The 25,353-nt window shown below is 65.9% G+C and carries 23 protein-coding genes and 1 pseudogene; 8 read left to right on the top strand and 16 right to left on the bottom strand.

Annotation, left to right across the window (positions count from 1 at the left end; genetic code table 11):
• Positions 1-119: 119 nt before the first annotated feature.
• Positions 120-806, top strand: a complete 687-nt coding sequence (locus OKW44_RS32325; RefSeq protein ID WP_018421812.1) for a FadR/GntR family transcriptional regulator — start codon at positions 120-122, stop codon at positions 804-806.
• Between the two features lie 71 nt (positions 807-877).
• Here OKW44_RS32325 and gap read toward each other — a convergent pair whose 3' ends face one another.
• Both gap and tkt read right to left on the bottom strand, forming a co-directional pair.
• Positions 878-1,888 (bottom strand): type I glyceraldehyde-3-phosphate dehydrogenase, encoded by a 1,011-nt coding sequence (gene gap, locus OKW44_RS32320; RefSeq protein ID WP_018421813.1) that lies wholly within the window; start codon positions 1,886-1,888, stop codon positions 878-880.
• Positions 1,889-2,000: 112 nt separating this feature from the next.
• Positions 2,001-4,022 carry a transketolase gene (gene tkt / locus OKW44_RS32315; RefSeq protein ID WP_026226039.1) on the bottom strand — a complete coding sequence of 674 codons (2,022 nt, stop codon included), beginning with the start codon at positions 4,020-4,022 and terminating at the stop codon, positions 2,001-2,003.
• Positions 4,023-4,288: 266 nt separating this feature from the next.
• Between tkt and speE the strand changes: the two genes are divergently transcribed.
• From speE to OKW44_RS32300, 3 genes are all read left to right on the top strand, one after another.
• On the top strand, positions 4,289-5,191 hold the full coding sequence (gene speE, locus OKW44_RS32310) for a polyamine aminopropyltransferase (RefSeq protein ID WP_026226040.1): 903 nt from the start codon (positions 4,289-4,291) through the stop codon (positions 5,189-5,191).
• 104 nt (positions 5,192-5,295) lie between these two features.
• The gene (locus OKW44_RS32305) at positions 5,296-5,709 is read left to right on the top strand and encodes a VOC family protein (RefSeq protein ID WP_018421817.1); all 414 of its coding nucleotides are present in this window, start codon (positions 5,296-5,298) and stop codon (positions 5,707-5,709) included.
• A gap of 19 nt (positions 5,710-5,728) precedes the next feature.
• A complete protein-coding gene (locus OKW44_RS32300; RefSeq protein WP_026226041.1) occupies positions 5,729-6,469 on the top strand; it encodes a 16S rRNA (uracil(1498)-N(3))-methyltransferase in 741 nt (246 codons plus the stop codon).
• A 129-nt stretch (positions 6,470-6,598) separates the two neighbouring features.
• Here OKW44_RS32300 and OKW44_RS32295 read toward each other — a convergent pair whose 3' ends face one another.
• The 3 genes from OKW44_RS32295 to OKW44_RS32285 all read right to left on the bottom strand — a co-directional run bounded on the left by OKW44_RS32295 (position 6,599) and on the right by OKW44_RS32285 (position 10,349).
• A complete protein-coding gene (locus OKW44_RS32295) occupies positions 6,599-7,159 on the bottom strand; it encodes a barstar family protein (protein WP_035471162.1) in 561 nt (186 codons plus the stop codon).
• Positions 7,160-7,175: 16 nt separating this feature from the next.
• Positions 7,176-7,589 (bottom strand): ribonuclease, encoded by a 414-nt coding sequence (locus tag OKW44_RS32290; protein WP_018421820.1) that lies wholly within the window; start codon positions 7,587-7,589, stop codon positions 7,176-7,178.
• Between the two features lie 420 nt (positions 7,590-8,009).
• A complete protein-coding gene (locus OKW44_RS32285) occupies positions 8,010-10,349 on the bottom strand; it encodes an NADP-dependent malic enzyme (protein ID WP_018421821.1) in 2,340 nt (779 codons plus the stop codon).
• Between the two features lie 179 nt (positions 10,350-10,528).
• Between OKW44_RS32285 and thiL the strand changes: the two genes are divergently transcribed.
• From thiL to OKW44_RS32265, 4 genes are all read left to right on the top strand, one after another.
• Positions 10,529-11,530: a thiamine-phosphate kinase gene (gene thiL, locus OKW44_RS32280; RefSeq protein ID WP_018421822.1), complete on the top strand. Its 1,002-nt coding sequence runs from the start codon at positions 10,529-10,531 to the stop codon at positions 11,528-11,530.
• Positions 11,520-12,095 (top strand): phosphatidylglycerophosphatase A family protein, encoded by a 576-nt coding sequence (locus OKW44_RS32275; protein ID WP_018421823.1) that lies wholly within the window; start codon positions 11,520-11,522, stop codon positions 12,093-12,095. Before thiL ends, OKW44_RS32275 begins: the two co-directional genes overlap by 11 nt.
• A 108-nt stretch (positions 12,096-12,203) precedes the next feature.
• A complete protein-coding gene (locus OKW44_RS32270; RefSeq protein WP_018421824.1) occupies positions 12,204-12,704 on the top strand; it encodes a CinA family protein in 501 nt (166 codons plus the stop codon).
• Positions 12,705-12,736: 32 nt separating this feature from the next.
• Positions 12,737-13,267 (top strand): cupin domain-containing protein, encoded by a 531-nt coding sequence (locus tag OKW44_RS32265; RefSeq protein WP_018421825.1) that lies wholly within the window; start codon positions 12,737-12,739, stop codon positions 13,265-13,267.
• 156 nt (positions 13,268-13,423) lie between these two features.
• On the opposite strand, the gene pyrF is transcribed toward OKW44_RS32265, so the two are convergent.
• The 11 genes and pseudogenes from pyrF to OKW44_RS32210 all read right to left on the bottom strand — a co-directional run bounded on the left by pyrF (position 13,424) and on the right by OKW44_RS32210 (position 25,074).
• Positions 13,424-14,239, bottom strand: a complete 816-nt coding sequence (gene pyrF, locus OKW44_RS32260) for an orotidine-5'-phosphate decarboxylase (RefSeq protein WP_018421826.1) — start codon at positions 14,237-14,239, stop codon at positions 13,424-13,426.
• A 162-nt stretch (positions 14,240-14,401) separates the two neighbouring features.
• Positions 14,402-15,463 (bottom strand): aldose 1-epimerase, encoded by a 1,062-nt coding sequence (locus tag OKW44_RS32255; protein WP_026226042.1) that lies wholly within the window; start codon positions 15,461-15,463, stop codon positions 14,402-14,404.
• Between the two features lie 220 nt (positions 15,464-15,683).
• Positions 15,684-16,625, bottom strand: a complete 942-nt coding sequence (locus OKW44_RS32250; RefSeq protein ID WP_018421829.1) for an SMP-30/gluconolactonase/LRE family protein — start codon at positions 16,623-16,625, stop codon at positions 15,684-15,686.
• Positions 16,622-17,422 carry an SDR family NAD(P)-dependent oxidoreductase gene (locus OKW44_RS32245; RefSeq protein ID WP_018421830.1) on the bottom strand — a complete coding sequence of 267 codons (801 nt, stop codon included), beginning with the start codon at positions 17,420-17,422 and terminating at the stop codon, positions 16,622-16,624. The genes OKW44_RS32250 and OKW44_RS32245 overlap by 4 nt, the downstream gene beginning before the upstream one ends.
• 51 nt (positions 17,423-17,473) lie before the next feature.
• Positions 17,474-18,490: an L-arabinose ABC transporter permease AraH gene (gene araH, locus OKW44_RS32240; RefSeq protein ID WP_018421831.1), complete on the bottom strand. Its 1,017-nt coding sequence runs from the start codon at positions 18,488-18,490 to the stop codon at positions 17,474-17,476.
• A gap of 54 nt (positions 18,491-18,544) precedes the next feature.
• Entirely contained in the window at positions 18,545-20,101 is a 1,557-nt protein-coding gene (gene araG, locus OKW44_RS32235) for an L-arabinose ABC transporter ATP-binding protein AraG (protein WP_018421832.1), read from the bottom strand.
• Between the two features lie 207 nt (positions 20,102-20,308).
• Positions 20,309-21,308, bottom strand: a pseudogene (locus tag OKW44_RS32230) (arabinose ABC transporter substrate-binding protein).
• A 120-nt stretch (positions 21,309-21,428) separates the two neighbouring features.
• Positions 21,429-22,211 (bottom strand): SDR family oxidoreductase, encoded by a 783-nt coding sequence (locus OKW44_RS32225; RefSeq protein WP_018421834.1) that lies wholly within the window; start codon positions 22,209-22,211, stop codon positions 21,429-21,431.
• Positions 22,208-22,888 (bottom strand): 2-dehydro-3-deoxy-6-phosphogalactonate aldolase, encoded by a 681-nt coding sequence (locus OKW44_RS32220; protein WP_018421835.1) that lies wholly within the window; start codon positions 22,886-22,888, stop codon positions 22,208-22,210. The genes OKW44_RS32225 and OKW44_RS32220 overlap by 4 nt, the downstream gene beginning before the upstream one ends.
• Positions 22,889-22,933: 45 nt before the next feature.
• Entirely contained in the window at positions 22,934-24,049 is a 1,116-nt protein-coding gene (locus tag OKW44_RS32215; RefSeq protein ID WP_018421836.1) for a 2-dehydro-3-deoxygalactonokinase, read from the bottom strand.
• Complete coding sequence (locus OKW44_RS32210; RefSeq protein WP_018421837.1) at positions 24,046-25,074, bottom strand: IclR family transcriptional regulator; 1,029 nt, start codon at positions 25,072-25,074, stop codon at positions 24,046-24,048. Before OKW44_RS32210 ends, OKW44_RS32215 begins: the two co-directional genes overlap by 4 nt.
• Positions 25,075-25,353 lie beyond the last annotated feature (279 nt).

Genomic DNA, 25,353 nt, shown 5'->3' with positions numbered 1-25,353 from the left:
TTTACCCGTTGTTTCTTTCGCGATTTGGGGCGGATTCGGGATTTCAGACGGCGCACGACGCGCCTTCTCACGCGCAAGTATTAGAATTGCGGTCAGACCACGCTACTGAGCGATCCCTCATGAAAAACGTCCCGCACACCGTCACCGACGCGGCCATCGCGACCATCCGCGAGCGTATCGAGGCGGGCGTCTATCCGGTGGGCAGTCTGCTGCCGGCGCAGCGCCAGCTATCCGATGAACTGTCGATCAGCCGCGCGTCACTGCGCGAAGCGCTTTCCACGCTGGAAGCGCTTGGTCTGCTGGTGATCCGCCCCGGCAAGGGCGTTTACGTGGAAAGCGCGCAGGCGAAAAGCGCGCAGGCGTGGCGCTTCGCCGAGCAGTCGTCGCTGCCCGACACGTATCAGATGCGCTACGCGCTCGAAGGCTTCGTCGCGCGCATGGCGGTGCTCGCGGTCACCAACGACGACCTCGCGTGGCTCGAGGAAAACATCACCGCGATGCAAAGCGCGCTCGCCTGCGAGGAACTCGACGAAGCGGCTCGGCTCGACTACGCGTTCCATATGCGCATCGTCAGCATCGCGGGCAATGCGGCGATCGAGTCGATCCTGCGCAGCAGCGCCGAGATCATGCAGGAAAGCCAGCGCATGCCGTTCTACCGGCGCGAGCGGGTGCTATCCACGTACACCGAACATCGCGCGATTCTCGACGCCTTGAAGGCCCGCGATTCGCTCGCCGCGGGCAAGGCGATCGAGACGCACATCGCGAACGCCGCGCAGCGCGCCGGCGTCTATTTCCCCACGCCGTAGACGGCAAAAACCGCAGACGAAAAAAAACCGCTCCGAAGAGCGGCTTTTTCATGCAGCGTGAAACCCGAAACTTACTTCGCGTTCGCGAGCGCCACAGCCGTGTCCAGCATGCGGTTCGAGAAGCCCCACTCGTTGTCGTACCAGCTCGACACCTTCACGAGACGGCCCGACACCTTGGTCAGCGTCGAATCGAACGTCGACGAAGCCGGGTTGTGGTTGTAGTCGATCGACACGAGCGGTGCGTCGTTGTAACCGAGGACGCCCTTCAGCGTGCCTTCCGATGCTTCCTTCATGATCGCGTTGACTTCCTCGACCGTCGTGTCGCGCGCGGCGATGAACGACAGGTCGACGACCGACACGTTGATCGTCGGGACGCGGATTGCGTAGCCGTCCAGCTTGCCGTTCAGTTCGGGCAGCACGAGGCCGACCGCCGATGCGGCGCCGGTCTTGGTCGGGATCTGGCTGTGCGTGGCCGAACGCGCGCGGCGCAGATCTTCGTGGTACACGTCGGTCAGAACCTGGTCGTTCGTGTACGCGTGGATCGTCGTCATCAGGCCGTTCACGAGGCCGATCTTGTCGTTCAGCGGCTTGACCAGCGGCGCGAGGCAGTTGGTCGTGCACGATGCGTTCGAGATGACCGTGTCCGACGCCTTCAGCACGTTGTGGTTCACGCCGTAGACAATCGTCGCGTCGACGTCCTTACCGCCCGGCGCCGAGATGATGACCTTCTTCGCGCCGCCCTTGATGTGCGCGCTCGCCTTTTCCTTGGTCGTGAAAAAGCCCGTGCACTCCATCACGACGTCGACGCCCAGCTCGCCCCACGGCAGTTCGGCCGGGTTGCGGTTCGCCAGCACGCGAATCTTGTCGCCGTTCACGACGAGGTAGTCGCCGTCCACCGACACGTCGCCCGGGAACTTGCCGTGCGCGGTGTCGTACTGCGTCAGGTGGGCGTTGGTCTTCGCATCGCCCAGATCGTTGATGGCAACGATTTCGATATCGTGCTTCTTGCCGTTTTCATAGAAGGCGCGCAGGGTATTGCGGCCGATCCGGCCGTAGCCGTTGATTGCGACGCGAATCGTCATGATTTATCTCCTGATGGCTAAAAAAATCCGTTTCCGTTCGCCTGTCCGGACATCCGGTTCGGTGCGTTGCCGTGCGCAGCCGCGAGGGCGAGACGGCAACGCGACGCAACCATCAGCCGAGCGCGGCCTTGACCGTCGCCACCACGTGCTCGACGGTGAAACCGAAATGCTTGAACAGCACGCCCGCCGGGGCCGATTCGCCGAATGTGTCGATGCCGACCACGCCGCCTTCCAGACCCACGTACTTGCGCCAGAAATCCGACACGCCCGCTTCGATCGCGACGCGGCGCACGCCATGCGGCAGCACGCGTTCGCGATACTCGGCGTCCTGTTTGTCGAACACGGTCGTCGACGGTATCGACACGACGCGGGCGGCGATGCCTTCGCGCGCGAGCGGCTCGACGGCTTTCATCGCGAGTTCGACTTCCGAGCCCGTCGCGATCAGGATGATCTTACGCGCGACGATCTCTTCATCCCAGTCGCGCAGCACGTAGCCGCCCTTCTCGACGTTGGCGATCTGCGCGTCGGTGCGCTCGTTGAACTGCAGATTCTGACGGCTGAAGATCAGGCACGACGGCCCTTCATGCTCGATCGCATGGGTCCAGGCCACCGCGGTTTCGACCGTGTCGGCCGGGCGCCACGTTTGCAGATTCGGGATCAGGCGCAAGCTCGCGACGTGTTCGATCGACTGGTGGGTCGGGCCGTCTTCGCCGAGACCGATCGAGTCGTGCGTGAACACGAAGATCGACGGCGACTTCATCAGCGCGGCGACGCGCAGCGCGTTGCGGCTGTAGTCGGAGAACGTCAGGAACGTGCCGCCGAACGCCTTGTAGCCGCCATGCAGCGCGACGCCGTTGATCGCCGCGCTCATGCCGAATTCGCGCACGCCGTAGTTCACGTAGTTGCCGGCGGCACGGCCTTCGGCATTCACGCGCACCGGCTTGGCGGCCTTCCAGTTGGTCAGGTTCGAGCCGGTCAGGTCGGCGGAACCGCCGAGCAGTTCGGGCAACACGGCCGACAGACCTTCGATGGCCTGCTGCGATGCCTTACGCGTCGCCACGGTCTCAGCGCGCTCGTTCGCGCCGGCGATGATCGCTTTCGCCTTATCTTTCCAGTCGGCCGGCAGTTGCTTCGCGCTGCGGCGCTTGAACTCGGCCGCTTCCTGCGGATATTTCGCCGCATAGGCAGCGAACGCCTCGTCCCATTCCGCTTCGAAGCGCGCGCCCGCTTCCTCCGCGTCCCATGCCGTGTAGACTTCCTGCGGAATCACGAACGGCTCCCACTTCCAGCCGATCGCTTCGCGCGTCGCCGCGATTTCCTTGTCGCCGAGCGGCGCGCCGTGCGAATCGTGCGAGCCCGCCTTGGTCGGCGCGCCTTCACCGATCACGGTCTTGCAGCAGATCAGCGTCGGCTTGTCCGACAGCTTCGCCTGCTTGATCGCAGCGTCGACCGCGTCGACGTCATGGCCGACCACGTTCGGGATCACGTTCCAGCCGTACGCTTCGAAGCGCTTCGGCGTGTCGTCGTGGAACCAGTGCACCACTTCGCCGTCGATCGAAATGCCGTTGTCGTCGTAGAACGCGATCAGCTTGTTCAGCTTCAGCACGCCCGCGAGCGAGCAGGCTTCATGCGAGATGCCTTCCATCAGGCAGCCGTCGCCGACGAACACGTACGTGTGGTGATCGACGATCCTGGCGTCGGGCTTGTTGAATTCGGTGGCGAGCAGCGATTCGGCGAGCGCCATGCCGACCGCGTTCGCGAGACCCTGGCCGAGCGGGCCGGTGGTCGTCTCGACGCCCGGCGTGATGCCGTATTCGGGGTGACCCGGCGTCTTCGAATGGAGCTGCCGGAAGTTCTTTAGCTCTTCCATCGGCAGGTCGTAGCCGGTCAAATGCAGCAGCGAGTACAGCAGCATCGAGCCATGACCGTTCGACAGCACGAAGCGGTCGCGATCGGCCCATTGCGGGTTCTTCGGGTTATGGCGCAGATGACGCGACCACAGGGCGACGCCTATTTCGGCCATGCCCATCGGCATGCCGGGGTGACCGGAGTTCGCCTTTTGAACGGCGTCCATGGCCAACGCGCGGATCGCGTTGGCCATCAGGGAGGTGGGTGCGGGAGACGGGGTCGTCATGTCGAGTCCGGAGACAGAGTCAGAAAGCGGGGGCGCGCTTGAGGCCCGGAAGCTCGGCGGACAGTTCGCTACGACGCACGATGCGGCGCCAGGAGACGCGAAACGGGCAGAGCAAGCGGACAAGGCTGAAAGCGTCACATTCTAGCAGAAGGCTAATCCCTACCTGGCCGGAAAGCCGCCTGGCCGCGTGGTTCAACGCACACCGCCAGGCGGCGGCATTTACAATTCGAGCAGTGTGCCCACACTACCGATCGAGCCCGTCCGCCGTGAACGCCCCGCTATTGTTCCAACCTTGTCCCGACGCCGTCTACGGCTTTCCTCACGCGCGCCTCGTCGAGCGTGTCGAATCCCGTTATCAGACGATCGAGATCTGGGACACGCCGCAACTCGGCGCGCTGTTCACGCTCGACGGCCGTCCGATGACGTCCGCTGGCGACGAGTTCATCTACCACGAATGCATGGTGCATCCGGCCGCGCTCGCGCATCCGGCGCCGCGCGCGGCGCTGGTGCTCGGCGGCGGCGATGGCGGGGCCGCGAGGCAATTGCTCAGGCATCCGGGCATCGAGCGGATCGTCGTCGCGGAGCTCGATCCCGAGGTCGTGCGGCTCACGCACGAACATTTGCCGCAGGTGCATGGCAGTGCGTTCGACGACCCGCGCGTCGAGCTGGTGATCGGCGATGCGGCGGACTACGTCGCGGCGGCGGCCCGCGCGACGCAGGGTGCAACGAATGTCGCGGCCGCGCAGTTCGACCTCGTCGTATTCGACCTGACGCCACCCGATTCGCCCGCGGCCGGTCTGTACACGCCGACCTTCTACGCGCAGTTGAAGCGCGTGCTGCGCGCTGATGCGTTGTTGTCGCTCCATCTCGGCTCGCCCTACCACCACGCGCCGCGGATCGGCGCGCTGCTCGGCGATCTGCACGCCGCGTTCGCACAGGTGCGCACGCTGGGCACCTTCGTGCCGCTCTACGGCTCGCTATGGCTGATGGCGATCGCCAGCGACACGCTCGACCCCGCCGCGCTCACCGCCGACGTGCTCGCCGAGCGTCTCGCCGCGCGCGGCATCGATTCGCTGCGGCATTACGAACCAGCCCTGCACGCGGGGCTATTCTCGGCGGCGCGATCGGCGCGCGATAAACTGAGCCCGTTGACGAAGTCGTCCTTTTGAAGCGCGGACACCTTGCGCGAATCGGTTCGTGGGATGCCGGCATGCCGCGCCCGACCGAAACCCGCAAGCGTGACCTCGCGGCCCCACGAGATCCGGAGAACTCCATGACCGCCCCCCGCCCCGCCGGTGTGCCCTGGCTGACCCCCTATCTGACGGTGCGCGACGCGCGCGCGTCGACGGCGTTTTTCTCAGCGGCGTTCGGTTTCGACGTGCGCGACAGCGTGCAGGACGACGGCGTCGTCATGCACGTCGAGATGACCTATCAAGACCAGCTGATCGTGATGTTCGCGCCTGAAGGCGCGTTCGGCTCGACCGCGAAGACGCCGAAAAGCGCAGGCACAATCGCGCCCCAATCGTTCTATGTCTATGTCGAGGACGTCGACGCCGTGTATGCTCGCGCGCTCGCGGCCGGCGCGAAGTCGCTGAGCGAGCCACAGGACCAGTTCTGGGGCGACCGCTTCGCGCAGGTCGAGGATATCGACGGCTATCGCTGGGCACTCGCCCGCCACCTTTCCTGAATTCAAGAGTCTCCCGTCGATGCCCCGTTTTTTTGTTGATATGCCGCTTTACGCCGACGACGTGGTCGCACTGCCGGACGACGTCGTGCGCCACGTGGCCGTGCTGCGTCTGCAGCCAGGCGATTCCCTGGCGTTGTTCAACGGCCAGGGCGGCGAATACGGCGCCGAACTCGTCGAGGTCGAGCGTCGTGCGGCTCGCGTGAAAATCGGCGAATTTCGCGCGATCGAGGTCGAGCCGCCGTATCGGCTGACGCTCGCCCAAGGCATCGCCGGCGGCGACAAGATGGACTGGCTGATCGAGAAGGCGGTCGAACTCGGCGCCTCGGGCTTCGTGCCCCTCGGGACCGCGCGCAGCGTCGTGCGGCTTACCGGCGAGCGCGCGCAGCGGCGGCAGCAGCACTGGCAGGGTGTGGTGCGGGCGTCGTGCGAACAGTGCGGACGTAATCGGCTTCCGGACGTGATGCCGGTGTGCGAGATTGGCGCGTGGCTCGATACGCTGTCGCGCGAGCCGGCGCCTGACGAGCTGCGCCTGCTGTTATCGCCGCGCTCGAGCATCGGCTTTGCGGCGCTGCCTGACGCGCCGCCGCCTGGTGGCGTGACGCTGCTGATCGGCCCCGAAGGCGGCCTTTCCGCCGACGAGGAAGCCGCCGCCGTCGAACAGGGCTTTACCGCGATTGGCTTGGGACCGCGTGTGCTGCGCACCGAGACCGCCGGAATCGCAGTGTTGGCGGGGCTCGCGGCGCGCTGGGGCGGCTGGTGAGCCGGAGCTTGCCCAAGCAGCGCGACAAAAGCAAAGGCCCGCCAATTAGCGGGCCTTTGCCGTTTATACCGCGACGTTCACTGTCAGACTCAAGCAGCTACGCCTGAACAGGCGAAAATCCGGCGAACCTCAAGCGAACGAGTAGAACACCCGGAACGCGACCTTGCGCTCGGCCCAGAATTCGGCCGCTTCACGGAACACGTCGAGCAGCGTCTCGCGCCCTTCCTTGTCGAATTTCTGCGCGATCGGCAGGTGTTCGAGCACGATCACGAAGCCGGGCTGCGCGCCGGCCTTTTGCACGAGGTCGGTCAGGCAGTCATAGAGCGCGTCGTAGTTCTTGCCGAAATGCTTGGGAAACAGGAACGACGTCGCGATCGTCTCGAGCACTTCCTGCTTCGAGGCGGCGTTCGCGCAGTACGCATACAGAAAGTGCTGGCCGAGCCGGTTGGCCTCGTCGGCGAGATCCTGCACGCGGAACGCGCGGATCGACTGCACGATGTTCGGCCGCACCGTCCTGAACAGGCTCATGGGCTCCTCGTTCGATGAAACCACCGTGCCAGCCTCGCTTTGATTGTCGCGACCCTGCTCGTCGGCGCGCATCTTCATGACGCGTTGGAACAAATTGCCGTCGCCGGCCGCGAAAAGATCCGTCGCGACTCCGGAATTGTGCGCGTAGATGTTGTCGCTCATGCCGTTCATCCCAATGTCATTCAACAATATGGTTAAAACTGGTGTAATGGTCGTCCGAGTAATAACAATGGTCGGTTCGCTGTAGCGGACCTCCGCAGACGATGCGGCGCGCCCCGCGGTTACGCGCGTGAGGCGTGGGGACGGTGTATTCGTGGTAATAGCCGCGCCGATGGGCGGGCAGCACCCGTTCGTAGTTGCCGAATACGATGCCGTCCTTCTGATACGGGTAAGGCCCGCCGGCGGCAATGAGGTTCAACGTATCGACCGCCTCGCGCGGCAATTGCGCCAGCGCGATGGTGCCCACCTGCGCTTCCGCCCCAGCTGGCGCCGAGTAATCTCGCGCCAGCGCTTCGGGCGCGGAACTGGACAACGCGCAGAGCGCGGCGGCACCGATCAGCACGCCTTTCAAGCGCAACCAGTTGCGTGCCATGTATCAGGTTTCCCCGCTGTCAGATCACGAGTTTGACGACCATGAAAGTCGTAAGGGTATCGCTAATAGCCTTTGGAATCAACGTTCGACGGCCGATGGCACCCCGCCTCACCCCCGCGGAAAAGCCGGTGGCGGGGACTTTGACGACTTTTGACAGAATGTTTAGCTCGATCGGGCTAAACTGAGCTCAACCGTGATCGAACGCAGCGCAGGCGGTGCAAGCGGCCGCTGGCCGAGGCGCTCGATTGCGGTTGTTAGAGCCTGAAACCACTCAGCCGAAAGGCTGTGCCATTGCCATTTTTCGGGGTGGCGATCCCCCGCTTGCCCTGAGGGCGTGCCCATTGCGGGCACGCCTTTTTTTCAGGTGCGCCGGTGGGAAAACCGGCGCCGGGCCTGTCTCGGCCCGATCACGATGCGCAGTTAGCGGGTTGCGCTGACGTCTGCGACCAGCAGCGCCGCCATGTTGACGATCCGGCGCACCGTCGCCGACGGCGTCAGCACGTGCACCGGCTTGGCCGCGCCGAGCAGAATTGGGCCAATCGCAATGTTGTTGCCGGCCGCCGTCTTCAGCAGGTTGTACGAGATATTGGCCGCGTCGATGTTCGGCAGCACCAGCAGGTTCGCGTCGCCTTCGAGCGTCGAATCGGGCAATACCTCACGGCGCAGGTTGGCGTCGAGCGCGACGTCGCCGTGCATTTCGCCGTCGACTTGCAGCCCCGGCGCGCGTTCGCGCAGGATCTCGAGGGTATCGCGCATTTTCTGCGCCGTCGGCGCGTTGCTCGAACCGAAGTTCGAGTGCGACACGAGTGCAACCTTCGGCTCGATGCCGAAACGGCGCACTTCCTCGGCTGCCATGATCGTGATTTCAGCCAGCTCGGCCGGTGTCGGATCGACGTTCACGTGCGTATCGACGAGGAAAATCTGCCGATTCGGCAGCACCAGCGCGTTCATCGCCGCATAGACCTTCGCGCCGGGCTTCTTGCCGATCACCTGATCGATGAAGTGCAGGTGGCGGTGCGTGGTGCTGACCGTGCCGCAGATCATGCCGTCCGCCTCGCCCTTCTTGACCATCATCGAGCCAATCAGCGTGGTGCGGCGGCGCATCTCGAGCTTGGCCATTTGAGTGGTGATGCCCTTGCGCGACATCATCTTCGCGTATTCCTGCCAGAACTCGCGGTAACGTTCGTCATGATCGGTGTTGACGACCGTGTAGTCCTGCCCTGCGACGAGCCGCAGGCCATAACGCGCGATCCGCTGCTCGATCACGGCCGGCCGGCCGATCAGGATCGGCTTCGCGAGCTTTTCGTCGACGATGATCTGCATCGCGCGCAGCACACGCTCTTCTTCGCCTTCCGCGAACACGATGCGCTTCTTCTCCGGCTCGACGCTGCGTGCGAGCTGGAAGATCGGCTTCATCGTCGTGCCGCTGTGATAAACGAACTGCTGCAGATGCTGCGCGTACGCGTCCATGTCCTCGATCGGACGCTCGGCGACGCCGCATTCCATCGCGGCCTTCGCCACCGCGGGCGCGACCTTCACGATCAGACGCGGATCGAAGGGTTTCGGAATCAGGTATTCCGGTCCGAACGATAGATCCTGGATGCCGTACGCGGTCGCGACGATGTCGCTCTGCTCCTGGCGCGCCAGCTCGGCGATCGCGTTGACGGCGGCGATTTCCATTTCGCGCGTGACCGTCGTCGCACCGGCGTCGAGCGCGCCGCGGAACAGGAACGGGAACACGAGCACGTTGTTGACCTGGTTCGGGTAGTCGGTGCGGCCCGTGCACAGCACAGCGTCCGGGCGCACTTCGAGCGCGAGTTCCGGCAGGATTTCCGGCGTCGGGTTCGCAAGCGCGAGGATCAGCGGCCTGGCGGCCATCTGCTTGACCATGTCCTGCTTGAGCACGCCGCCAGCCGACAGCCCGAGGAACACGTCCGCGCCTTCGATCACCTCGGCAAGCGAGCGCGCGCCGGTTTCACGCGCGAAACGCTCCTTGTCCGGGTCCATCAGTTCGGTACGGCCCTTGTACACGACGCCCGCGAGGTCGGTCACGGTGATGTTTTCGAGCGGCAGGCCGATGTCGACCAGCAGGTCCAGACACGCGAGCGCCGCCGCGCCCGCGCCCGACGAGACCAGCTTGACTTCCTTGATGTCCTTGCCGACGACCTTCAGGCCGTTGGTGACCGCCGCCGCGACGACGATCGCGGTGCCGTGCTGGTCGTCGTGGAAGACCGGAATCTTCATGCGCTTGCGGCATTCGCGTTCGACGATGAAGCAGTCCGGCGCCTTGATGTCTTCGAGGTTGATGCCGCCGAAGGTCGGTTCGAGCGCGGCGATCACCTCGACCAGCTTGTGCGGATCGGTCTCGTTGATCTCGATATCGAACACGTCGATGCCGGCGAACTTCTTGAACAGGACGGCCTTGCCTTCCATGACCGGCTTCGACGCGAGCGGCCCGATGTTGCCGAGGCCCAGCACCGCGGTGCCGTTCGTGACGACGCCAACGAGGTTGCTGCGCGCGGTGAAGCGCGCGGCGTTCAGCGGGTTCTCGACGATTTCCTCGCACGCGAACGCGACGCCAGGCGAATACGCCAGCGCGAGGTCGCGCTGGTTGATCATCTGTTTGGTCGGGGCGATCGCGATTTTGCCGGGAGTCGGGAACTCGTGGTAATCGAGAGCTGCTTCGCGGAGTTTGGTATTGACGGGATTCGACATAAGGCGGGCTTCGGAGGGCAGATTAGAATAGACGTTCGACGGCATTGTAGCCCCAATCGCCTACGCAATTCCTTCAATACGGGTACAACAGCCGCGACTGAAACAGCGTGAAAGCGCGCGTTGCCCGTTGTCCGGATGGTCCGGCGCTTGCAACGGGGCATCACGCTCAATCGGCCTGATCCGCGCTATTTCTCCAATCCGTTCTCCGCTCATCGTCCGCCATCATGCTTTCCGAGTTTTCGCTGATCGACCGTTTCTTTGCCTGCCGCGCCGCCGCCGTGCGGCCCTCCAATGCCGAAGGCGGCACGCTCGGCATCGGCGACGATTGCGCGTTGCTGGCGCCGCCTGCCGGCGAAATGCTGGCGATATCGACGGACATGCTGGTCGAAGGCCGTCACTTCTTCGCCGATATCGATCCCGAGGCGCTCGGTCACAAGGCGCTTGCCGTCAATCTGTCGGACCTCGCCGCAATGGGCGCGCAGCCGCGGGCGTTCACGCTGGCCTTCTCGCTGCCGAAAGCCGACGAAGCCTGGCTTTCCGGTTTCAGCGAAGGCCTGTTCGCGCTCGCCGAGCGCTACGGTTGCGAGCTGATCGGCGGCGATACGACGAGCGGGCCGCTCAATCTGTGCATTACGGTATTCGGCAGCGTGCCGCCACGAACAGCCTTGCGCCGCGATGCCGCGCAACCCGGCGATGACATCTGGATCTCCGGCACTCTCGGCGACGCGCGCGCCGGCCTCGGCGCGCAGCGCGGCGAATGGTCCGCCGCCCCGAATGACGCCGCGACGTTCCGCCTGGCGCTCGAACGCCCCGAGCCGCGCATCGCGCTCGGCCTCGCGCTGCGCGGCATCGCACACGCGGCGCTCGACCTGTCGGACGGACTCGCCGGCGATCTGCGGCACATCCTCGAACGCTCGTCGGTGGGCGCGAGCGTCGACGTCGATGCGGTGCCGCGCTCGGCCGCGCTACGCCGCCTGCCGCCTGACGTCCAGCAGCGCTGCACGCTCGCCGGCGGCGACGACTACGAGCTGTGCTTCACCGCGCCCACCGCCGCGCGCGCCGCGGTCGAGGCCGCCGCGCAGAAGGCCGCTGTGCCGGTCACCCGCATCGGTACAATAAGCGCACTGGAGGCGACCACCGACCGCCCGGCCATCGCGTGGCGCAACGCCAGCGGCGCGCCGCTCACTCTGACGTTGCAAGGTTTCGATCACTTTCATGCAGAATGACCCCCCGCTCGGCCCCGCCGACGACTTCCTCGGCGGTAAGCCGCCCCAGGCGCCTGGACCGCGCGCGCCGAAGCCTGCTCAGCCGCGCCGCGCCACCGCGCGCTTCATGCTGTCGCATCCAGTCCACCTTGTGTCGCTCGGCTTCGGCAGCGGGCTGTCGCCCGTCGCACCGGGCACGATCGGCACGCTGCTTGGGTGGGCCTCGTTCGCGGTGCTGAGTCGCTATCTGACAGTTATCGAATGGGGCGTGCTGATCGGCGTCGGCTTTCTCGGCGGCATCGCGTTGTGCGGCTTTACCGCCAAGCGGCTCGGCGTCGAGGATCCGTCGGCGGTCGTGTGGGACGAAATCGTCGCATTCTGGCTCGTGCTGCTGATCGTCACACCTGCCACGCTCACCGGCCAGGTGTGGGCGTTCCTGATCTTCCGCTTCTTCGACATGGTGAAGCCGCCGCCGATCGGCTACTTCGACCGCCGGCTGAAAGGTGGCTTTGGCATCATGTTCGATGACCTGATCGCCGCATTCTTTACGTTGCTCGTGATTGCGCTGTGGCGGATGTCGGTTTGAGCGCTGCCTGTTCACCGTTCGAGTACCGTTCGACTCTTTTGGTCACCCCCGGCCCTTGCCGTTCGCCGCGCCGCCCGGCCGGCTTCGTTTTCCGGATTGACTGACGCCATGCCTACCGATTCCGTCGTTCACCAGCTTGCGATCCGCGTGAGCAACCGTCTGCGCGACGAGCGCCTGATGCTCGCGACCGCCGAGTCCTGCACGGGCGGCATGGTCGCGACCGCGATCACCGACATCTCCGGCAGCAGCGGCTGGTTCGAACGCGGCTTCGTCACGTATTCGAACCAGGCGAAGAGCGAAATGATCGGTGTGCCGGCCGACCTGATCGAAAAGCACGGCGCGGTTAGCGAGCCGGTCGCACGAGCGATGGCCGAAGGCGCCTTGCGCAACAGCCGAGCGCAGGTGTCGCTGTCGATCACCGGCGTCGCCGGCCCCGGCGGCGGCACGGAAACCAAGCCGGTCGGCATGGTGTCGTTCGGTTGGAGCAACCGGCTGCATACGTCGGTGGAAACGAAGATTTTCAAGGGCGACCGCGACCAGATCCGCGTGCAGGCCGTGGCGCACGCGCTGCGCGGCCTGCTGGCGCTACTCGACGAACGCGAGCATTGAGCGGCGGCTAACTATCGCTGAGGAGGCGGACAATGCTGGATTCGCGCGCGATCGCAGACGAACTGATCCGCCGCTTCGATCTGAAGCCCCATCCTGAAGGCGGCTTTTTCGCGGAGACCTACCGCTCGGCCGCGCGTGTGCTGCGCGCCGGCGAACCGAACGAGGTTGGGAACATCCGTGCGGCGTCGACTGCGATCCATTACTTGCTGTGCGACGGCGCGCATTCGGCGTGGCATCGGATCCGTTCCGATGAAGTCTGGCATTTCTATGCCGGCGAGCCGCTGCTGGTCCACGTGCTCGATGAAAGCGATGCCGGCGGTGCGCTCGTCACGCACCGGCTCGGCAATCCGCTCACGCATCCCGATACGGTCTGTCAAGCCGTCGTGCCGGCCGGCTTGTGGTTCGCGGCCGAGTGCGCCGATCCGAATTCGTTCGCACTGGTCGGCTGCACGGTCGCGCCGGGTTTCGAATTCAGCGAGTTCGAACTCGCGGAGGTGGACGCGCTGAAGGCGCGGCATCCGCGGCATGCGGGGTTGATCGGGCGGCTCGCACCGGCACGCTGACGCGCCGTGCCGCCCGTCGCGGGATCGCCCGCCGCGGGCTCGCCCGTCGCGGGATCGTCCGTTGCGGGATCGCCCGCCGCAGGATCGCCCGCCGCGGGATCGCCCGCCGCGGGATCGCCCGCCGCGGGATCGTCCGCCGCGGGATCGCCCGCCGGTTCAACGAAACGCGTTGATCCGGTCGCGCGTGTCCTTCGCGGCCTGCGCGGCCGCCTGTGCGAAATCGTCGCCCTTGCCCGCGTAGATGATCGCGCGCGAAGAGTTGATCAGCATGCCGGTGCCGTTCGCGGTTCGGCCAGCGCTCACGGTGGCCTGCACGTCACCGCCTTGCGCGCCGATACCCGGAATCAGCAGCGGCATGTCGCCGACGATCCCCCGCACCACTTCGATTTCCTTCGGAAACGTCGCGCCGACCACGAGCCCGAGCTGGCCACTCGCATTCCACTTCTGCGCGGCCAGTTGCGCGACGACCTGATACAACGGCCGCCCGCTTGTCTCGAGAAACTGCAGATCCGAGCCACCCGCGTTCGACGTGCGACACAGCACGATCACTCCCTTGCCTGTGTGCTCGAGATACGGCTCGATCGAATCGAAACCCATGTACGGATTGACCGTCACCGCGTCGGCCTGGTAGCGCTCGAAGGCCTCGCGTGCGTATTGCTCGGCCGTGCTGCCGATATCGCCGCGCTTGGCGTCGAGAATCACCGGCAGGCCCGGATGGTTCGCGTGAATGTGGGCGATCAGCTGCTCGAGCTGCTCTTCTGCGCGATGCGCGGCGAAGTAGGCGATCTGCGGCTTGAACGACGACGCGTACGGCGCGGTTGCATCGACGATCGTGCGACAGAACTCGAAGATCGCGTCGGCGCGGCCCGCGAGCGCACCGGGAAATTTGCTGCGCTCGGGATCGAGGCCAACGCACAGCAGCGAGTTCGTGCGCTGCCAGGCGTCGTTGAGTGTCTGGATGAAATTGGACATGGTGAGTCTCGCGGCGAGCCGGTAATCGGAGGAGGCGCATATTTTACCTGTCCCACGATCGCCATCCGTCGATGGCGATTACCGCGCGCCCCGCGCCTCATTGGCGATAGCAGCGCCAGGCACACGTTCAGACGTTCACCGGCCCGACGGCTACGGCTACGGCTACGGTCTGCGCCTCGCGCCACGCCCGCCCGGCATCGAGCGCAGTCCAGTCCGCTCGACCGTGAAGCGGAACGTGCGCGTCAACCGCTCGCCGCGCTTGAGCAGCGTCATGCCGTTTTCGCTCGCGCCGCCCGCAAGGTTCATCGCATTGATCGGATGATCGACCGGTTCGAAGCAGAAGAAGTCTTCGCCGGGCGGCGTGTAAAGCACGTAATAGTCGGTGTCGGCGGCGATGTTCAGCGACAGACGGCGCTTCGGCCATACCACTGCGGCCTGGCCGCTCCAGCCGGTGAACGCGTGATTGACGATCGTCTCCGGCAGCGGATACGCGACGCCGAACTGCCACGCGGGCGGCGCCGGCACGTGGCGCACCGGCAGCCAGTCGTCGCCCGAGAGCCACAGGCCGCCGGCCGCCGCCGACAGCTCGGTGTCCGCGTCGCGCACGAAGAACGGATGCACGCCGAGCCCGAACGGCAGCGTATCCCGGCCAGCGTTTTCGATGTCGAGCGAGACGACCAGCGTCGGGCCGTCCAGCGTGTAGGTTTGTGTCGCGCGGAACGCGTACGGCTTGCCGTCGCTGCGGTCGAGCGCGAGACGCACGTGCTCGCGGCCCGCGTCGAGCACCTGCCATTGCGCGAGCCAGCCGTCGCCGTGAATCGGCAGCGGCTCGTCGGCGCGGTTGCGCGGTACCTCGACGCGCCTCCCGGCCACGCTGAAATGGCCGCCGCCGATGCGGTTCGAGTACGGCAAGAGCGGATAGCAGGCCAGCTGGTTCGGTTGCGTATCGACACCGACGTGACTGCAGCGCCGGAAGATCGGCGTCAGCGCGCCGTCGTCGCGCCAGTCGAAGCGGGTCACGCCGCCGCCGAGCGTCGGCGTGACATCGAGACGCAATTGCGAGTTGGCGAGCGTAATGCACGCGACATCGCCGGCGCTGCCTTCGCCGAGCGCCACCGCCGACGTGCTCGGGCCCGCCAGCACGGGATTGGCCGCCGCGGCGAGTCGCGAGCGTCGCGTTTGAGAGGTTGGGGATGAGGCTGAAACGAGATTCGCAACAGTCATATCTGGCTCCATCGAGAGGCGGGGGACGTTGCCGTCAGGGTTGACGGGAGTTGCGGGCGACTTTTTGTGACCAATTCGCCTCGAGTCCGAACTGCGTGCTGCCGATTCGTTGCCGGCCGGTCGCGGGCGTATTGCTCGCGGACCGAAACTGCCACATCGACTTCTGCTTCACCTTCAGGATCGCGGCCCCGGCGTGCGGCCGGGGCTGCGTCATTCTGCGCTAGATAGGCGCGCCCTGGAACAGCGGCTCCGCAACACCGCGCCGCGCGAGCGTCGCGACGAACAGGTCGCCCGCGAGCGTATCGGCCGCGCGCGCCGTCGCATCGAGCTCGGCGTAGGCGCTCGTGATGTACAGCGTGTCGAGCGCCGTCTCGCCCTGGGCGCTGCCCGTGGCCTGGCCGAGCGCGGCACCGCCGATCGCGACGCAGCTCGGCTGCGTGGTCGGCACGTCGATGCGCTCGGTTTCCACGCCATCGGGACCGTAACGCACCACGCGCGCGCCGCCCCATTGCGCGTTCCACAGGCCGCCGTCGCTGTCGACGGTCGAGCCGTCGGGAATGCCGTTCGCATCGGTCAGGCGAGTGAACAGGCGACCGTTCGCGATGCCGCCGTCCGCGCGATAGTCGCACGCGCGGATCTCACGCGTCGGCGAATCGCAGTAGTACATCGTCGCGCCGTCGGGACTGAATGCGATGCTGTTCGAAATCGCCGGCGCTGGCAACGGTAAACGTTCGAGCGACAGATCGTGATTCAACCGGTAAAAGCCGGCGACCGTCTGCCGTTGCCCGCTTTCGTCCTTGGTGCCGAACACGAAGCGCCCTTGCCGATCGCAGCGGCCGTCGTTGACGCGTGTATTCATACCGGGCTCGACGTCGACGATGCGCTGTGTGCTGCCTGTCTGCAGATCGAAAAACGCGAGGTGCGATGCGAGCCCGAGCAGCACGTAGCGCGGGTTTTCGCACAGCGCGAAAGTGGCGAGCCGCTCCGGCATGTCGAACGAATCGCTGCGGCCGTCGGCCGGATCGTAGCGCCACAGCCGCGCGCCTTCGATGTCGGTCCAGTAGAAGCGGCCGCTCCTCGCGCACCAGGTCGCGCCTTCGCCGAGCTCGCACTGCGCATCGAGCAGCAGCGTGGCCCGCTGCACGCGCGGGCTGACGCTCACGCCCAGCCTCCGTCGACGACGATGTCCTGCGCGGTGATCATGCGGCTGTCGTCGGCGGCGAGGAACAGCGCCATGCGCGCGAGGTCGGCCGGCATCAGCTCGGCGTCGATGCACTGGCCTTCCTTGATCTGGCGGCGGCCGTTGTCGTCGAGCCACAGGCGCAACTGCTTCTCGGTCATCACCCAGCCCGGCACCAGCGTGTTGACGCGGATATTGAAGTGGCCGAGGTCGCGCGCGAGTCCGCGCGTCAACCCCTGCACCGCCGACTTCGACATCACGTACACCGGATAGCCGCCGTTCTTCAGCATCCAGCTGATCGAGCCGAGGTTGATGATCGAGCCGCTACGCGCCGCCTTCATGTCCTCCATCACGGCCTGCGCCGCGAAGAACTGATGGCGGATGTTCACGGCGATACCGGCGTCGAACGACTCGCGCGTCACGTCGCCGATCTGATGGCGCTTGTCGTTCGCAGCGTTGTTGATGAGCACCTGGATCGGACCCAGCGCGGCCTTCACGTCGGCGATCGCTTTTTGCAGCGCGTCGACGTCGGTCAGATCGCAGGCCAGAAACAGCGGCTTGTGCTTCGAATCGCCGAGCTGGTCGGCGAGCGCTTCGCCCGCGCTCGCGTCGATATCGAAGAATGCGACGCGCGCGCCCTGCGCCGCGAAGTGCTCGACGAACGATGCGCCGATGCCGGTCGCGCCGCCTGTGATCAGCACCGTACGGTCGACGAGGCTCGGATAGCGCGCGTACGCGGTGTCAGCGAGGCTGGCGTTTGCATTGGCCGGAGACGACATCGTTCGATTCCTTTATGAGCTTGGATGTGCTTGGGATGGGGTGAAAGCGACTCAATCGCGCGAGCCGCGGTTCTTCAACTGGTCGAGCAACACGGCCGCGAGCAGGATCGCGCCGCGCACCAGGTACTGATAGAACGCGTCGATGTTCAGCAGATTCATTACGTTCTCGACCGTACCCATGATCAGCACGCCGATCACGACGCCCGAGATCGTCGCGCGGCCGCCCAGCAGCGACACGCCGCCGAGCACGCACGCGGAGATCACGTTCAGCTCGAAGCCTTCGGCGGCGTTCGGCTGACCCGACGTGATACGCGACGCGAGAATCACGCCGGCGAGCGCGGTGACCGCGCCCTGAATCAGGAAGATGAAGACGCGCGTGCGCTCCACATTGATACCGGCGAGCCGCGACGCTTCAGGATTACCGCCGATCGCCAGCGTATTGCGGCCGTACACGGTCTGGTTAAGCATCACGCCGAACACGATGAAGCAGATCAGCGTGACCCAGATCGGCAGCGACACGCCGAAGAACGTCAGGCCGCCGAGCGCGATGAACGTATCCGACGACACGCCGACCGCCTGCCCATGCGACACGATGAAGCCGAGGCCGCGGACGATTTCCATCGTCGCGAGCGTCGTGATCAGCGCGTTGATGCGCAGATAAGCGATCACCGCGCCGTTGACGAAGCCGATCACCGCGCCCGCCGCGACCGCCGCGATGATGGCGATGACCGTGCTGTTGGTCGCGTTGAGCACCATCGCGCACAGCACGCCGGCGAACGCGACGGTCGAGCCGACCGACAGGTCGAAGTCGCGCGACGCGAGACAGAACATCATCGTGCACGCGACCATGCCGATCTGCGAGATCGACAGCGCGAGGCCGAGCATGTTCTCGATCGAGAAGAAATGATCGACGGTCAGCGACATCGTGGCGAACATCACGATGAAGATCACGATCAGGCTGTACTCCGTGATCTGCTGCCACCACTTGGCCTTGTCGCCCGTCTGCGGAATCAGCGCGTCGGCCGCGCTCTTGGCGGCCTGCTGCGCGAGGTTTTCTCTGGCTTGCATGTTCAATACTCCTCCCCGTTCCCCACGGGTTGCGGACTCGCGTCCGGATAAGGTTCAGGCCGCGCGCGACGCGCTCTGGTTGGCGGCGTTGGCGTTCGCGTTTTCAGGCAGCGCGGTCGAGCTTTGCGGCAGCGCGAGGCTCAACACCGACTGCTCGGTCGCGTCCTTGCGCGCCAGCTCGCCGGAAATGCGGCCCTGGCGCATCACGACAATCCGGTCGGAAACGCCGAGCACTTCGGGCAATTCCGACGAAATCATCACGATCGCGCAGCCGCGCTCCGCGAGCTGATAGATGACGTTGTAGATCTCGTGCTTCGCGCCGACGTCGATGCCGCGAGTCGGTTCGTCGAGAATCACGACTTTCAGATCGGGCTCGGCGAGCCAGCGCGACAGAATCGCCTTCTGCTGATTGCCGCCCGACAGGAAGCGGATCTTCTGCCGCCGATGCGGCGTCTTGATCTTCAGCAGCTTGATGAAACGGTCCGCCGTCTGCGCCTCCTTCTTGCGATCGAGAAACACGCCCGCGCGCAAATAGTGACGGCGGCAGCTGATGTTGATGTTCTCCGCGACACTCGCCATCGCGACGATGCCCTCTTCCTTGCGATCCTCGGGGCACAGCACGATGCCGTGTTTAATGGCCTCGCCCGCGCTGCGCACCTTGATCGGCTTGCCGTCGAGCACGAGTTCGCCGCCCTTGCGATGCTCGGCGCCATACACCAGATGCATCAGCTCGCTGCGGCCCGCGCCGACGAGTCCGAAGAAGCCGACGATCTCGCCGCGCCGCACCTCGAAGCTCGCCGGCTGCGCGAGCGGATGACCTTCGATCGCCTTCGCCGCGAAACGCACTTCGCCGAGCGGCCGCGCCGAATAGCTATAGATGTCCGAAATTTCGCGCCCGACCATCTCGCTGACGATCGTGTCGCGCGACACGCCTTCTAGCGTGGGATGCGACGCGACCTTGCGGCCGTCGCGGAAGATCGTGCACGCGTCGCACAGCTCGTAGATCTCGTCCATCCGATGCGAGATGTAGATCATCGCGCGGTTGTCGGCGCGCAGATCGCGGACCAGCTTGAACAGCACCTCGGTCTCGCGGTGCGACAGCGAGCTGGTCGGCTCGTCGAGCGCGATCACGCGCGCGTTGCGCATCAGCGCCTTGCAGATTTCGACCATCTGCCGCTGCGCGATCGACAGCTTGCGCAGCTTCGCGTTCGGATCGAGCGCGACGCCCATCGCTTCGAGCCGTTCGCGCACGAAGCGCTTCGCCTCGCGCTTGTTGACCCAGCCGAGCGCATTGGGCAGCTGGCCGAGCAGCAGATTTTCCGCGACCGTGAGGTCGGGCACGTACTGCAGTTCCTGGTGAATCACCGCGATGCCGGCACCGATCGACGCGGCCGCGCTCGGAAAGCGCACCTCGTTGCCGTCGATCATCATGCGGCCCGAATCGGGCTGATACTCGCCGCCGAGAATTTTCAGCAGCGTCGATTTTCCCGCGCCGTTTTCGCCCATCAGGCCGTGCACCTGGCCGACGTTGACGTCGAAGGACACGCCGTCGAGCGCACGCACGCCTGGAAAAACCTTGCCGATATTGTCAAAACGTAGCGTCGCTGACACTTCGCCTCCTTGTCGACCGGAGTTAGCGCTTTAGCGCTTACTCCGGTCCCATGCAAGATATTGCTGCTTCATGTTGACCGTACGCGTATCGCGCGCGATCCGTCTGTCTACCGCAGATCTTCTCTCGCCGCCGGCGCGCCGTCTCCTGCGCCAGGCAGGGAAAGCGACGCGCCGGCGGTGTACTTCATACCACCGCAAGTCTTGCGACTACTTCGACGCGAGGCCCATCTTCTCGCGCACTTCGCCGACGTTGTCGCGCGTCGCCAGCATGCCGGTCGTCAGCGTCAGCAGAGGCGGTTCCTTGCCCTGCGTGATCCACGTGTACATCAGTTCCGAGGTTTCCTCGCCGTGGCGCTTCGGGCTGATGATCACGGTGCCGAAGAAGCCCGTCGGCTGCGGCTTCTTGAACTCGTTCATCGCGGACTCCGAACCGCCGATGCCGATGCCGATCATGTTGTCGGCCTTGAAGCCGCGGCCTTCCGCCGCGCGCACCGCGCCGAGCACGCCTTCGTCGTTCAGCGCGTAAGCGACCCAGTGCTTGAACTGCGGGTTCTTCGTCAGCGCGATGTTGGCGGCGTTGAACGCGTTTTCCGTGTCGGTCTTCGCCTGCGGCGCGGTGACGATGTTCGCTTTCGGGAAGCCCGCTGCGACCAGCGCGTCGGTGGCGCCCGTGGTGCGGTCATGCGCGGTCGGCAACTGCTCGTAGGTCACGTCGATCGCGCCGACGTCCTTCATGTCCCAGCCGCGTTTCTTGATTTCAGCCGCGATACCGTCGCCGACCTGCTTGCCGATGTTATACGCCGAGATGCCCATGTGCGGCACCGCTTCGATCGGCTTGCCCGCCGCCGTCGACGAGGCGGTCGTCGACCGTCATCATCTTCAGGCCGTCGGCCTTCGCCTTGGCAACGATGCCCGGCCCAAGCTTGACGTCGGGTGTGCAGATCACGAAGCCCTGTGCCTTCTGCGCGGCGAGGTTATCGATCGCGCTCATCACCTTCTCGCCCGACGGCGCGCCGATCTTCACGAGCGTGAAGCCCTTCTGCTTGGCGGCCATCTCGGCGAACTTCCATTCGTCCTGGAACCACGGTTCTTCCGGCTGCTTCACGAGGAAGCCGATCTTGACCGAATCAGCGGCCTGTACGACCGGTGCGTTGAAGAGCACACCCGCCGCCGCCGCTGCCAGCGTGAGGAAAATTCTGCGTTTCATAATGCGTGTCTCCTGACTAATTGATAACGAGAAGGTAATTGGCCGCGTCTTCTTGTACCGGTCTGACACACGCGGCCAGCGCGTCGTCCGGTGTTCTGTGCATCTCTTCGCGATGCGAATTCAGTCGTGATACAGCGCCGAGCGTCCGCCATCGACGGTAATGCAGCTCGCGTTGATGAACGGCGCCTCGTCCGACGCGAGGAACACCGCGGTCATCGCCACCTCCTCCGGGCGGCCGATGCGCTTCATCGGCTGCAGATCGAGTGTCGCCTGCTTCGCGGCGGCCGGATCGGACTGCTCGTTCCACCAGTCGTGCGTCAGCTGCGTCTCGATGTAGCCCGGCGCGATCGCGTTCACGCGCACGTTGCGCGGCGCGTACTCGATGCCGAGCGCGCGCGTCAGGCCAATCACGCCGTGCTTCGCGACCGGGTACGGAAAGCAGCCCGGGATGATCTTGAACGCGTGCGTCGACGCAATGTTCACGATGCTGCCCGCGCCACGCTCGACCATGCCCGGCAGCACCGCGCGACAGCCGTTCCACACGCCGTCGAGATCGACTGCGAAGCAGCGCCGCCAGTCGGCGTCGGTCATCGTCAGCGGATCGCAGAACACGTTGATGCCCGCGTTGTTGACGAGGATGTCGAGCGCGCCGAACGCGCGTTCGCCTTCGCTGACCGCGTGCTGCACCGACGCGGGTTGCGTCACGTCGGTCTGCACCGCGAGCACGCGCGCGCCGGCGCCAACGTCTGCCTCGATCTGCGCGGCCGTACGCTGCGCCAGGTCGAGGTCGAGTTCCGCCAGCACGACCGCCGCGCCCTCGCGCGCGAACGCCAGCGCGATCGCCGCGCCGATGCCACGCCCAGCGCCGGTCACGAGAGCGGCTTTGCCGGCGAGCCGGTTCATTTCTTCACGCCCGCGCGGGCGATCCGCAGACCGTTGATGAACGCCTTCGCATGCGACGCGGTCACCGCCGCGCTCTGGCCCGGCTTGTACAGCGCCGAGCCGAGGCCGAAACCGTTCGCGCCGGCGCTCAGGAACGGCCCCATGTTGTCCGGCGTGACGCCGCCGACCGGCACGAGCGGCACCTGCGCCGCGATCACCGCGCGCCATGCCTTGACGACCTGGCAGCCGAGCTGCTCGGCGGGGAACATCTTCAGCACGTCCGCGCCGTTCTTCAGCGCGATGAATGCCTCGGTCGGCGTCGCGACGCCGGGCGCGCAGGCGAGGCCCCGCGCCTTCGCGGCGATCACGACTTCCGGATCGCTGTGCGGCATCACGATGAGTTCGCCGCCAGCGGCCTTCACGTCGTCCACGAACAGCGGATGCAGCACCGTGCCCGCGCCGACGATCGCGTCGGCCGGCAGCACCTTGCGGATCGCCGAGATGCTGTCGAACGGCTGCGGCGAATTGAGCGGTACTTCGACGATGCGAAAACCGGCTTCGTACAGGGCCTGACCGTGATCGGCCGCGTCGGCGGGCGTGACGCCGCGCAGGATCGCGATCAGCGGACAGGCTTCGAACGCGGCGATCAGACCCGCGTGCGGCATGTACGGTGCGGGCAGGTTGAGGTGTGGTTGCATGTCGGTTCCTTGTTTCGTGAGCGTCGTAAAGGGCTCTGCGGCCGGTCAGCCTGCGCGCACCGCCTGGGCGGACGGCCGGACGAGCCCCGCTTCGACGGCGACGCGCCACAGGCCGCGTTCGGTTGCATGCCTGACCGGCTCCGCGCGCAGACAGCCGAATTGCGCGAGCGCGAGGCGGTAGCGCTCGCACAGCGCGTCGTTACCGATCAGCCGCAGACTCTGCTGCGCGAGCGAGCTGCCTTGCTGCGCGAGTACCGCTTCGAGGCCGGCGAGTTCGTGCCCGATCAGCAGACCCGACAGATAGTCGGGCTGTGCCTCGCTCGACAGCGCGCCGGTCAAGCCGAGCGTGCGCGTGCTGAAAACGGTCGCGAGCACGCCTGCCTGGCCCTTCTCGCGCGCGATGTTCACGCCGCGCAGAAATGCTTCGGTATCCGGGCGATCGGGCGTGATCATCGTGCGGCCGAGAATCGTGTGCTCGCGCAGCGCGGCGAACACCTCGCCGGTCATGAACGTATGAAAACGCTCGATGCGCTCCGCCTGCACGACCGCCCATTTCGCGTGCGTGCCGGGCAGACCGATCAACGAGCGGGCGTTGCTGTCGACCGGGTTCGCGTCGTGCGCGCCGTCCGCGTCTGCGCTGAGCGCGCCGAAAATCTGCGTCTCCTCGCCGCGCATCACGTTCGGCAGCTCGCCGCGTTGCAGCACGCCCGGCACGATATGCAGCGTCGCGCCGCGCGCGGTCTGCACGCGGACGATACCGGCCACCAGCGCATCGGCGTTCGCGGGTGTCTCGACGTACGGCGCTTCGAGCCAGCCCTGCGCGCTGCCGACCATCCCCGCCGCGATCACCGGCACGTCGCGCGCATGGTCGAGCCATGCGCCGCAGGCGTCGTCGAACGCGGCGTCGAAACCGCCCTCGGCCGCGCTACGCGGCAGATTCATGATGCCGGCCGTCGATGCGCGCGTCGCCAGCACGCGACCGTGCGCGTCGAACAGATAGGCGCGTAGCGACGTCGTGCCCCAGTCGAGCGCGATCAACGCGGCGCGCGTGAAATCGACGGCGGCGGTATCGGCGGCGGCGGTCGCGTCCGGCTTCTCGCCCGTGTCGGGCGCGGCCGCCGCCCGGTGGTTCGCCAGCGTGGCAGTGCCCGCTTGTTTCATCGCTTGATCCTGCGCGTGGCGGGTTGCGGTGCGCGCCAACCGAGTTCTTCCGATATCGCGCGCGCCTCGCGCTGCACGACCGGAATCAGCTCGTCCATCCGTTCGAGCGACATATAGGGAATCGTGCTCGCCACCGACAACGCCGCGACGATCGCGCCCGACGCATCGCGCACCGGCGCCGCGACGCAACGGATCGCCGCTTCGTTCTCTTCGAGATCGAACGTGTAGCCGCCGGCCGCGTAGTTCGTCATGCGCTGCAGGAAGGTCGGCGCGTCGGGGCGGTTGTCGGGCTTGAAGCTGACGCCCGCGAGCGCGCGGCGCGACGCGTCGAACAGCGACTGCCATGCGTCCGGCGCGAGGTCGAGCATCATCGCCTTGCCGATGCCGGTCGACGCGAGTGGCATCCGATGACCGACGCGCGAGCGCATTTCGAGGCCGCGCGTGCCGGGGATCTTGTCGATGTACAGCACGTCGTCGCCGTCGCGCACGCCGAGATGGATCGTGTCGAGCGTCTGCTCGGCCAGCGACTCGAGGTGCGGACGCGCGACGGCCGTCAGCGGCATCTGTTCGAGCGCGATCGTGCCGAGCTCGATCAGCTTCGGCCCGAGCAGATAGCCACCCTGCACCTGGCGCAGATAGCGCGCCTGCACGAGGCTGCTGACGAGCCGGTGCGTGGTGCTGCGGGTCGTGCCGAGTGCGGCGCCGAAGCTGCGCAGGTCGCGCACGCCGGCCGCGGCCGCTTCGAGAATCGCCAGGCCGCGCAACAGTGTCTGCGTGCCGGCCTGCTGCGGCGTGATTTCCAGCAGCGTGACCGGCAGCCCGAGTCCGTCGACGGTCGCCGCGCGCGCCACGGGGCGCGACGCCCTCGCGGTAGCGGACGCACTGGCGGCGACATTGGCGGTGACGGCTGAAGCCTCGCGCGGCGCGGAATTGGGCGCGGGATTCGACGCGCTGTTCGGCCCGCCGTTCGACCCCTGCGCGGCCTCGGCGGCGCTCGCGGCGTGAGTGGGCATCGCTTTGTTCATGGCGATTCGCTTTCGGATGGTTTCTGCGCTTAGCGCGCGGGGCCGGAGAACAGGGCGGGAATGCGTGCGGCGCCGCGCTCGCGCGGCTGCTGTGGTTGGCTGCCAGACATGGTCGGTCTCGTCTCCGGTTTTTTTCTGTCGCTGTTCGCTGTTTTGGCGCGCTGGGGCGCCGACTCGCGATGCATGTTGGCTTGGATTGTAGGGCGACTTTTGAGAATCACCAATATGTGAATGTTGAGTCCATATAGTGAGATTTTAGTGGACGATCGAGTGTTTAGC

The organism is Paraburkholderia lebeckiae (assembly GCF_050436325.1).
Lineage (GTDB): Bacteria > Pseudomonadota > Gammaproteobacteria > Burkholderiales > Burkholderiaceae > Paraburkholderia > Paraburkholderia tuberum.
Note: the sequence above shows the minus strand (reverse complement) of the source record. Positions and strands in the feature narration are given on the sequence as shown.

Excerpts from the sequence above, each read along its gene's own strand:
- OKW44_RS32325 (WP_018421812.1), top strand. The coding sequence starts at position 120 with ATGAAAAACGTCCCGCACACCGTCACCGACGCGGCCATCGCGACCATC.
- gap (WP_018421813.1), bottom strand. The coding sequence starts at position 1,888 with ATGACGATTCGCGTCGCAATCAACGGCTACGGCCGGATCGGCCGCAAT.
- tkt (WP_026226039.1), bottom strand. The coding sequence starts at position 4,022 with ATGACGACCCCGTCTCCCGCACCCACCTCCCTGATGGCCAACGCGATC.
- OKW44_RS32305 (WP_018421817.1), top strand. The coding sequence starts at position 5,296 with ATGACCGCCCCCCGCCCCGCCGGTGTGCCCTGGCTGACCCCCTATCTG.
- OKW44_RS32300 (WP_026226041.1), top strand. The coding sequence starts at position 5,729 with ATGCCCCGTTTTTTTGTTGATATGCCGCTTTACGCCGACGACGTGGTC.
- OKW44_RS32295 (WP_035471162.1), bottom strand. The coding sequence starts at position 7,159 with ATGAGCGACAACATCTACGCGCACAATTCCGGAGTCGCGACGGATCTT.
- OKW44_RS32290 (WP_018421820.1), bottom strand. The coding sequence starts at position 7,589 with ATGGCACGCAACTGGTTGCGCTTGAAAGGCGTGCTGATCGGTGCCGCC.
- OKW44_RS32285 (WP_018421821.1), bottom strand. The coding sequence starts at position 10,349 with ATGCCGTCGAACGTCTATTCTAATCTGCCCTCCGAAGCCCGCCTTATG.
- thiL (WP_018421822.1), top strand. The coding sequence starts at position 10,529 with ATGCTTTCCGAGTTTTCGCTGATCGACCGTTTCTTTGCCTGCCGCGCC.
- OKW44_RS32275 (WP_018421823.1), top strand. The coding sequence starts at position 11,520 with ATGCAGAATGACCCCCCGCTCGGCCCCGCCGACGACTTCCTCGGCGGT.
- OKW44_RS32270 (WP_018421824.1), top strand. The coding sequence starts at position 12,204 with ATGCCTACCGATTCCGTCGTTCACCAGCTTGCGATCCGCGTGAGCAAC.
- OKW44_RS32265 (WP_018421825.1), top strand. The coding sequence starts at position 12,737 with ATGCTGGATTCGCGCGCGATCGCAGACGAACTGATCCGCCGCTTCGAT.
- pyrF (WP_018421826.1), bottom strand. The coding sequence starts at position 14,239 with ATGTCCAATTTCATCCAGACACTCAACGACGCCTGGCAGCGCACGAAC.
- OKW44_RS32255 (WP_026226042.1), bottom strand. The coding sequence starts at position 15,463 with ATGACTGTTGCGAATCTCGTTTCAGCCTCATCCCCAACCTCTCAAACG.
- OKW44_RS32245 (WP_018421830.1), bottom strand. The coding sequence starts at position 17,422 with ATGTCGTCTCCGGCCAATGCAAACGCCAGCCTCGCTGACACCGCGTAC.
- araH (WP_018421831.1), bottom strand. The coding sequence starts at position 18,490 with ATGCAAGCCAGAGAAAACCTCGCGCAGCAGGCCGCCAAGAGCGCGGCC.
- OKW44_RS32225 (WP_018421834.1), bottom strand. The coding sequence starts at position 22,211 with ATGAACCGGCTCGCCGGCAAAGCCGCTCTCGTGACCGGCGCTGGGCGT.
- OKW44_RS32220 (WP_018421835.1), bottom strand. The coding sequence starts at position 22,888 with ATGCAACCACACCTCAACCTGCCCGCACCGTACATGCCGCACGCGGGT.
- OKW44_RS32215 (WP_018421836.1), bottom strand. The coding sequence starts at position 24,049 with ATGAAACAAGCGGGCACTGCCACGCTGGCGAACCACCGGGCGGCGGCC.
- OKW44_RS32210 (WP_018421837.1), bottom strand. The coding sequence starts at position 25,074 with ATGAACAAAGCGATGCCCACTCACGCCGCGAGCGCCGCCGAGGCCGCG.